This window comes from Myroides indicus, assembly GCF_004364575.1.
Lineage (GTDB): Bacteria > Bacteroidota > Bacteroidia > Flavobacteriales > Flavobacteriaceae > Flavobacterium > Flavobacterium indicum_A.
This window is the reverse complement of the sequence record NZ_SOAG01000048.1, coordinates 1-9,694: the sequence shown is the minus strand read 5'-3', so window position 1 is coordinate 9,694 and position 9,694 is coordinate 1. Positions and strand designations below refer to the sequence as shown.

Below are 9,694 nucleotides of genomic sequence, written 5' to 3'. Positions count from 1 at the left end.
TCAGGTAGAACACTCTAGACATAGATCGCCTATTAATTTCTTTACTAACCTTATCGCTGGAATTATTGCATATCATTTCTTGCCTAAGAAACCTGTAATTAGATATGAGAAAGTAATAACTAATCAATTAGCCTTGTTATAATCGAACTCAGGTTATAAATTAAATATTTTTTAAAAAATTATGGATAATTAATATGTTACATAATTAACGGTCTATTTCTATCTTATTTATTGTAAAGAGAATATTTTACAATAACTTTCCGGTTAAAAACATGGCGGCAATTGAAAAATAAATAATCAATCCGGATACATCTACTAAAGTAGCGACAAACGGGGCGGACGCTGTAGCTGGGTCCATTCCGAATTTCCGAAGTATAAACGGAATTAGAGAACCGGATAAAGTTCCCCAAAGCACAATAAACAAAAGAGAAACAGAAACGCTTAATCCTACCAAATACCAAAACTCTCCATAATCATAGATGCCGGCTTCCTGCCAGATAAAAATGCGTATAAAGCCAATTAACCCCAAAATACTACCTAACATAACTCCCGAAGCTATTTCTTTGCGCATTACATACCACCAGTCGCTTAACTTTAGCTCACCGATAGCCATTGACCGAATAATTAAAGAAGCTGCCTGTGAGCCTGAATTTCCCCCGCTGGAAATAATCAAAGGAACGAATAGAGCTAAAACTACTGCTTTTTCTATTTCTTCATCATAATGTGCCATTGCAGAAGCAGTCAGCATTTCTCCTAAAAAAAGGATAATCAGCCAACCAGCGCGTTTTCGGATTAATTCAATTAGCGGAGTTTGGGTGTAGGATAAATCCAATTCTTCCATCCCCCCGAATTTTTGAATATCTTCTGTATCACGGTCTTTAATTTTATCCAAAATGTCGTCAAAAGTAACAATGCCTACCAAAACTCCTTTTTCTGTAATAATTGGCAGTGCAGACCGATCGTATTTTTCAAAAATATCAAATGCTTCTTCTGTCGGAGTTGTTGTAGTAATTGAAATAAAACTATGATCGATAAGTTCAGATATTAAGGTGTCTTCATCCACTAAAAGCAGTTGACCTATTTTTAAGTCATCAATTAAAATATTGTTATTGTCAACTACGTAAATATAGTTTAGTGTCTCTGCTTTTTTGCCATATTTTTTAATGTGCTGTAAAACCTGTTTTACTGTTTTATTGGCTTTGGTTTGTATATATAGCGGAGTCATTAATCGGGCGATACTATCTTCTTGATATCCGATAAGATTTAAGGCAATTTGCTTTTCGGTGTCGTTTAAAAGATTGATGGAATATTTGATTAATTCATCCGGAAAATTTTCAAGTAATTCAGTACGGTCATCCGGCTCCAGATTGTTTAACACTTCTGCATAATCTTCTTGAGTCATGCTTCGAACAATTTCTTCTTGAATATTAATATCCAAAAAAGAAAATACTTCGACTTTTAGTTCTGAGGAGAGCTTTAAAAATTCAAGGTTTCTCTCGTTTTTTTTCATCGCTGAAATTGCTTCTGCAATGTCTGCCGGGTGCATGTCTTTAAAAATCATAATGGGAAGATTATTAAGTGTTGATAATTCTGATACCGGTATTTAAATGCAAAAGTAATCGTTATAAATCGGATCTTAAAATCTCTAATGTATTTCTAATATTATCTTGAATTTAAAATTATAACTCTTCTCTTGCTTTGTCTATTAATTGGCGATCCAAATCTTTTTTGGTTTTGGCACCCATATCTTTTAATTTTTGTACTGTATTTATCATGTTTCCTCTTCCTGAACTGAGTTTGTTAAATGCATTGTCGTATTCAGATTTAGCATCATCTAATTTTTTACCCAGTTTGTTTAAATCAGAAATAAAGCCTTCGAATTTGTCATATAATAAGCCGGCTTGTCTGGCTATTTCATAGGAGTTTTCTTGCTGTTTTCGCTGTTTCCACATGGTCTCAATAGTACGTAGCGTGGCAAGCAGTGTAGAAGGGGTAACAATGACAATGTTTTTCTCAAATGCCTTTGTATAAAGAGAAGTGTCTGTATTAACTGCAATTGAAAAGGCAGTTTCAATCGGAATGAATAAAAGTACAAAATCAGGGCTTGAACTCGGGTATAACTCAAAATAATTTTTTTCAGAAAGGCGTTCAACATGTCTTTTTACGGATAGCAAATGCTCCTGTAAAAAACACTGTTTTTCTTTTTCTTCCGAAGAGTTTATGAATTGTTCATAGGCAGTTAGCGAAACTTTTGAGTCTATAATTAAATGTCTGTTATCAGGTAAGTTGATAATTACATCAGGTTGCAATCGAGAATTATTTTCTGTAGAAAAACTTTGTTGTGTTTGATATTCTCTGCCCTTTTGTAATCCCGATTTTTCGAGAATGTTTTCCAAAATCATTTCGCCCCAGTTACCCTGCATTTTATTATCGCCTTTTAAGGCTTTTGTCAGATTGAGGGTTTCTTCACTCATTTTTTGATTAGTTTGTTGCAATCCTATAATTTGTTGGCGCAGCACAGCGTGATAATCAATACTTTCTTTATGAGTTTGTTCTATTTTTTGTTCAAAATGATGAATTTTATCACTAAGAGGTGTTAAAAGAGTTTCGAGATTGTTTTTGTTTTGATTAGTAAATTTTTCGCTTTTTTCTTCAAAAATCTTATTCGCTAAGTTCTCAAACCGGATAGAGAATTCTTCTTGTAAAGTAATCGTCTCTTTGTGCTGTTGTTCCAATTTTTCTTTTAAATTGCTGTATTCAGTATCTCGAATGGAAATGCGAGCAATGAGTTCCTGATTGTCCTGGCGCAAGATTTCTAATTGTTCATCTAAACGATTTTTTTCGTTTTGAATACTTGTGATTTGTTGATTCAAAAAGTTAATTTCTGCTTGTAATCCAATCTGCTTTTCACCAGCGGTTTTACTTTTTGTAAATCTGCCAACGAAAAAAGCTATAATCGTTAAAAGTAGTAAGAGAAGGATTAGAATTTCTTGTAACATAATTTAAACTTAGAAAATAGAAACCATATTCTTTTTTCAAAAGTAGGGATAAATTATAAATCATATAATTAACATGAGAAGTGTAATTTAAAAAACCGTCTTACTATAAAAATAAAACGGTTTTTAAAATTACATAATTATTTATTTACTTAAATACATTTTTCTGCGGGAGTAAATCTCATAAAAGTGGTCATCTCTCAGGTTTTCAATAAATAAAATGCTTTCGCCTGTAGATTTCATTTCCGGACCTAAAGCTTTGTTTACGTTTTTAAACTTGTTGAAAGAGAATACCGGCGTTTTGATGGCGTAACCGTTTAATTGCGGATTAAATGTAAAGTCAGTTACTTTATTTTTGCCAAGCATTACTTTAGTAGCGTAATTTACATAAGGTTCTCCGTAGGCTTTAGCAATAAAAGGAACGGTTCTGGAAGCTCTCGGATTGGCTTCTATAATGTAAACAGTATCATCTTTAATTGCAAATTGTATATTGATTAAACCAACAGTCTGTAAAGCTACAGCAATTTTTTTAGTGTGATCTTTTATTTGCTCTAAAACAAACTCTCCCAAATTAAAAGGCGGTAACATGGCATGACTGTCTCCGGAGTGAACTCCGCAAGGTTCAATGTGTTCCATAATACCAATTATGTGTACGTTTTCTCCGTCACAAATAGCATCAGCTTCGGCTTCGATTGCACCGTCTAAATAATGGTCAAGAAGTAAAGAATTCCCCGGGATAGAATTTAACAAATCAATTACGTGTTCTTCTAACTCTTTTTTGTTTATAACAATTTTCATCCCCTGTCCACCCAATACATAAGACGGGCGAACCAACAAAGGAAAATCTAATTTATCTGCCAATTGCAGGGCTTGTTCAGCTGTTTTTGCTACTCCAAATTTTGGAAAAGGTATATTTAGCTCTTGTAACAGATTAGAAAATCTTCCGCGATCTTCTGCTAAATCAAGTGCATCATAACTTGTTCCAAATATTTTAATACCATGGCGATTTAGTTTTTCAGCCAGTTTAAGGGCAGTTTGCCCTCCCAATTGGACAATTACGCCTTCCGGCTTTTCGTGTCTGATAATATCGTAGATATGCTCCCAAAATACAGGTTCAAAATACAATTTGTTGGCAGTATCAAAATCGGTAGATACTGTTTCCGGATTACAGTTAATCATAATAGTTTCATAACCGCACTCTTCCGCTGCTAATACGCCGTGTACGCAAGAATAGTCGAATTCAATTCCCTGACCTATTCGGTTTGGACCTGAGCCCAAAACAATTACTTTCTTTTTGTCGGAAACGATACTTTCATTAGACACGTAACGACTTCCGTCTGGTCTTTCTATCTCAGCTTCAAAAGTAGAGTAGTAGTATGGTGTTTTTGCTGAAAACTCAGCTGCACATGTATCTACTAGTTTAAATACACGCTGAATATTCATGTCTTCACGCAATTTGTGAACTTTACTTTCCAGTGTATTTAACATGTGTGCAATTTGTCTGTCGGCAAATCCTTTTTGTTTTGCTTCAAGCAATAAATCTTTCGGAAGCGTTTCAACTGTATAAAGAGCAATTTCTTTTTCTAACATATATAGTTCTTCGTATTGCTTTAGGAACCACATATCTATGTTAGTTATTTCGTGAATTCTACTTAATGGAATACCATGTTGTATAGCGTCATAGATTACAAAAACTCTGTCCCAACTTGGATTTTTTAATTTTTCAATAATCTGATCGTAGTTGGTATATCCTTTTCCGTCTGCACCTAAGCCGTTTCTTTTTATCTCCAAAGATTGAGTGGCTTTGTGTAATGCTTCTTGAAATGAACGTCCAATCCCCATTACTTCTCCTACAGATTTCATTTGTAAACCGAGGGTACGGTCTGCTCCTTCAAATTTATCAAAGTTCCAGCGAGGAATTTTAACGATTACATAATCCAAGGTAGGCTCAAATAAGGCAGAAGTTGATTTTGTAATTTGATTTTGTAATTCATCCAGCGTATAACCCAAAGCTAATTTTGATGCTACTTTTGCGATTGGGTATCCGGTTGCTTTTGAGGCAAGAGCAGAAGAACGAGATACGCGAGGATTGATTTCTATTGCTACGATATCTTCTTTTTCATCTGGAGATACTGCAAATTGAACGTTACAGCCTCCTGCAAAATTACCTATGCTGCGCATCATTTTAATCGATAAATCGCGCATTCTTTGAAAAGTCCTGTCAGAAAGTGTCATTGCTGGTGCTACCGTAATACTGTCTCCGGTATGAATCCCCATCGGATCCATATTTTCAATAGTACAGATAATAACAACATTGTCATTTTTATCGCGAAGCAACTCTAATTCGTATTCTTTCCACCCTAATAAAGCCTTATCAATGAGTACTTCGTGAATAGGAGAAGCCTCTAAACCTCTGGTTAGTAAATCTTCAAAATCTTCGGGGTTATGAACAAAAGCAGCACCTGTTCCTCCTAAAGTAAAAGAAGGTCGAATAACTAATGGGAAACCAAATTCTTGAGCAATTTCTTTACCTTCTAAATAAGAAGTGGCTGTTTTAGCCGGAGCAACTGGAACATTAATTTTTTCAAGTAACTGTTTAAATTGCTCCCTGTCTTCAGTAATATTAATAGCATTAATATCAACACCAATTAAACGCACATTAAAATCTGACCAGATTCCCTTTTCGTCACACTCCAAACAAAGATTTAATGCTGTCTGTCCTCCCATAGTAGGCAATACGGCGTCAATTTCTGGATGAGCAGTTAAAATTTCAATGATAGATTTTGTGGTTAATGGTTTAAGATAAATATGATCCGCCATGGAAGGATCGGTCATGATTGTAGCAGGATTAGAGTTAATCAGTATAACTTTAATTCCTTCTTCTCTTAACGATCTTGCTGATTGTGATCCGGAATAGTCAAATTCGCAAGCTTGTCCGATGATTATAGGTCCGGAGCCAATAATCAGTACAGTTTTAATAGAAGTATCTTTGGGCATCGTATTGTGTGTTGTTTAATTTTTTCGAGTTATGCTAAAATAAAAGTTTTGTGAGAGATATGCTTGAGAAAAAGTATAAAAAAAGGCGTTACGAAAAATAGTAACACCTTTATTTATGTTTTAATTCAAACATTATTTTTTATGTTTTGTTTCACAAGAAACAGTTAATTTATGTCTTCCTTTTGCTCTTCTGGCAGCTAATACTTTTCTACCGTTCGGAGTTGACATTCTTTCCATAAAACCATGTTTGTTTCTTCTTTTTCTATTAGATGGTTGAAACGTTCTCTTGCTCATTGCTTTTATCTTTAAATCTTAAATTTACTCATCAATTTTGGCTTTGAAAAAGCTCGCTTCAAAACCGACTGCAAATATATAAAGTCTTTTTTTTCTTGCAAAACCTTTTTGTAAATATTTTAAAGATTTTGTGTTATTACTTATTTTATCAGAGTATATCATAATTTAACTCTATCTTTTTTGAAAGGTTGACTGATAAAGAAAGTTTGATAGGCTGAGATATAAAGGTTTTTAGATATCCTATAGTTTTGAAATATCCTTCAGATAAATTAACTTTTGTTGATTGTTGGCGATTTTTTCTTTTGATAATAAATCAAAACCTAGCTTCTCGCATAATTTTTTTGAAGCTATATTTTGAGAATATAGTTGAGCAATTATGCTAGTATATTGAAAATTTATGGTAATATATCTAATTACGCCAGCTACCAACTCAGTACCTAATCCTGATTTCCAAAACAGACTGTGTATAATATAGCCTATTTCTACATAATTTTCATTATCTGGATAAGGAAATAACCCAATTTCTCCTATTGTTTGATTAGTTTGATTGAGAACGACTTTATAGAGTCCGAGTTTTTTTGAATAAAGTGTCGAATTGATTGAAAATTTTTTAATTAAATCATTTTCGTTCCAAACTTTATGAGCATTCGGAATCCATTGCATCGCGAGATTGTCATTGTGATAAAGCAATAAATCTTTTTCATCACTAATGGTGTTTATAGGGTAAATGGATAGTCGTACTGTCGAAAAAATAGAGCTCATAATACTTTCGGAGATCAAGTTTGGCAAAAATAGGAAAAGAATTGCCGGGGGTAAAGTTAATTCTTGAATTATTTCTATCTTGGCAAACTGATTTTTTGGAGAAACTAAGCTTGTCCGAAACTTTCTGAAAGTTAAGCCAAAAAATGAGATAAATAGTCTGGTAATATTATTTGAAATGGAAAACAATAAGAAAAAAGATGCTCTGATTATAGGATTTGCCTTGTTTGCTATGTTTTTTGGAGCAGGAAATATTATTTTGCCCCCAATAATCGGCGTTTTTACCGGAGGAGATTGGAGTTTGGCAGTTTCTGGTTTTGCGATAACGGCTATTTTAGGACCTTTTTTAGGAATATTGGCTGTCTTGTATTCAGGAGATGAATTTACAGATTTAGGGAAAAGGATAAATAGTTTATTAGGTTGGGTTTTAGCAACAACTATAGTTTTAAGTATAGGACCTTTTGTAGCCATTCCTCGTACTGCAGCTACGACTTATGAAGTGGGAATACTGCCTCTTTGGTCTGATTTTAATCCGATAATATCTTCCATTATTTTTTTTGGAATTACATTAACTTTGTCAATTTCACCATCAAGAGTAGTTGATATCATAGGACGATTTTTAACACCATTATTATTGATCATATTAATAATAATGATTGTAATAGGAGTGTTTTTTCCATTGGATACATCAGCTTTAAATTCTGTAACTAATGAAAGTGCCTTTAAAATAGGGTTTACAGAAGGGTATCAAACCATGGATGTTCTGGCTTCCGTCATTTATGCAGGTGTTATTATTTCCGCTGTAAAAGCAAAAGGATACGTTAGTTTGAAAGATAAAACAAAAGTTACGTTTTTATCAGGGGTTATTGCTATTGTTTGTTTGTTGCTTGTGTACGGTGGATTAGTTTATTTGGGGGCTACCTCAGGGTACTCTATGTCAGGCGATTTAAAAAGAACGGAATTATTGCTGTATATTTCTAATAGTATTTTAGGGCAAAGAGGAACAGTTGCCCTGTCTTTATGTATAGCATTAGCTTGTTTGACAACAGCAATAGCATTGGTATGTGCTACTGGGACGTTTTTTAACCAATTAACAAACGGTAGGCTGAGTTATCGGATTATTGTCATTATTACCTGTATTTTATCTGGGGTTTTGGCAGTAAATGGAGTAGATGATATTATAGACTATGCAGTGCCCTTTTTAAGTTTTATTTATCCGATTACATTGACATTGATTATATATATAGTGATATTCGGTAAACGTGTTCAAAAAAAAGCGCCATTTGTAGCAGCTATTTTGGCTACATCACTCGTGGCTATATTGCAATTAAGTATTTTTATTGCAGAAAAAGTAGACAAACCAATTTGCGCTGGCAAGATTAATAAAATCATAGAAGCATTACCGTTAAATGATTATGAATTGCCTTGGCTTATCCCTTCTTTTTTAACTTTTGTAGTAGTTTATTTATTCGGTAAGAAAAAGCTAATAATGATTGAATAACTATAATAAGGATTGCTTTATTTTATGTTATTCGAATGATATTTTTTTACCTTGATTAGGGAAAATGTAATTTAAATTAAAGATGTTGTTAGTCAGTAACTCCTGTTTAATAATTTCTATTTGATTGCCGCTTGGTTTTAAATGAGTGATAATAACATTTAATTCTTCTAAATTTTCTTTTCCAACATAATCGGCGAGCTTGATAAATTCTTCATTTAATAGATTTGGAGTTAAATGTCCAAAAAGTTTTTCTTCGGGTTGCTGGTTTGGGAAAGATACTTCAATGAGAATAGCTTGTAAATTTTTGTTGATAATCAGTGGAGCAATACGTTTCCAAATAATATCCAGATTATTTGTTTTCTCTATTCTGTCCGCGCCGGTATCTCCAAAATAAAGAATATATTCATCTTTGTGCTTTATTAAAATGGCTGAGCTTTTTTGTGGGTTTACATGGCTGAGTTCAAATATTTCTGCATTTAATGCTGTGTTTTCTACAGGAAAAGATTGTAAAGGAGTTATTTTTCTGTACTGATACTTTCTTAAAATAGGTTCTTCTCCCTCATTTGCAAAATTGCTCCAGGATCCATTGACAAAATATTTTTCTTTTAATATGTCAATAGTAGAGGTCAATCCATAAATAGGTTTGGAAGAGTCTTCGGGAGAGTTTATAATAAGTCCTGATACGTGATCTAAATGTCCGTGCGATATAAAATATCCCTTTATATAGTTTTTTAAGATGAGTTGAGGATCAGTAATCGTATCAAAAGAATCTAGTGCGATAGCTCTTTTTATTCCAGAAGTTAAAGTTCCGGCATCTAAAGCTAAATAACTGTTGTTTTTTTTAACTCCCACTAAATAAGAAGATAGGTTGCTTTCGTCTATTCCTCCATATACTCCAAGAGGAATAACTTCTAGATTTTGTGCGCTAAACTGTTGAAAGATAAGGCTTGTAATAAGTAAAAGTATTTTTCTCATAGTAGTTTTCTGCGAATTTACAGATTATTTATCTGTACTGTTTAAGATATAGAAAAATATTTTCTGGTGTTTTTTACCTTTTCGTTTGGACTCTATTGCGTCACAAACCCGAGCAATATCCGGTTATTCGTCATATAATTTCCACCTTTTGTGAATATTAGCAGGAATTAAT

Annotated in this window: 7 protein-coding genes and 1 pseudogene; 2 read left to right on the top strand and 6 right to left on the bottom strand. The window is 33.3% G+C overall.

Annotated features, from left to right (window positions below):
• Nucleotides 1–142, top strand: a pseudogene (locus tag C8P70_RS14080) (IS982 family transposase); the annotation flags it as partial.
• Between the two features lie 105 nt (nt 143–247).
• Here C8P70_RS14080 and mgtE read toward each other — a convergent pair.
• From mgtE to C8P70_RS13225, 5 genes are all read right to left on the bottom strand, one after another.
• Nucleotides 248–1,561, bottom strand: a complete 1,314-nt coding sequence (gene mgtE / locus C8P70_RS13245; protein WP_133713786.1) for a magnesium transporter — start codon at nt 1,559–1,561, stop codon at nt 248–250.
• A gap of 118 nt (nt 1,562–1,679) precedes the next feature.
• Nucleotides 1,680–2,999, bottom strand: coding sequence for a DNA recombination protein RmuC (gene rmuC / locus C8P70_RS13240; protein ID WP_133713785.1), 1,320 nt, complete (start codon nt 2,997–2,999; stop codon nt 1,680–1,682).
• A 141-nt stretch (nt 3,000–3,140) separates the two neighbouring features.
• A complete protein-coding gene (carB, locus tag C8P70_RS13235) occupies nt 3,141–5,993 on the bottom strand; it encodes a carbamoyl-phosphate synthase large subunit (RefSeq protein ID WP_133713784.1) in 2,853 nt (950 codons plus the stop codon).
• Between the two features lie 132 nt (nt 5,994–6,125).
• Nucleotides 6,126–6,287 (bottom strand): 50S ribosomal protein L34, encoded by a 162-nt coding sequence (gene rpmH, locus C8P70_RS13230; RefSeq protein WP_133713783.1) that lies wholly within the window; start codon nt 6,285–6,287, stop codon nt 6,126–6,128.
• A 240-nt stretch (nt 6,288–6,527) separates the two neighbouring features.
• On the bottom strand, nt 6,528–7,049 hold the full coding sequence (locus C8P70_RS13225; protein WP_133713782.1) for a GNAT family N-acetyltransferase: 522 nt from the start codon (nt 7,047–7,049) through the stop codon (nt 6,528–6,530).
• Nucleotides 7,050–7,224: 175 nt separating this feature from the next.
• Here C8P70_RS13225 and brnQ point away from each other — a divergent pair, with 175 nt between their 5' ends.
• Nucleotides 7,225–8,547: a branched-chain amino acid transport system II carrier protein gene (brnQ, locus tag C8P70_RS13220; protein ID WP_133713781.1), complete on the top strand. Its 1,323-nt coding sequence runs from the start codon at nt 7,225–7,227 to the stop codon at nt 8,545–8,547.
• Nucleotides 8,548–8,574: 27 nt separating this feature from the next.
• Here brnQ and C8P70_RS13215 read toward each other — a convergent pair whose 3' ends face one another.
• Complete coding sequence (locus C8P70_RS13215; RefSeq protein WP_133713780.1) at nt 8,575–9,522, bottom strand: MBL fold metallo-hydrolase; 948 nt, start codon at nt 9,520–9,522, stop codon at nt 8,575–8,577.
• Between the last annotated feature and the right edge of the window lie 172 nt (nt 9,523–9,694).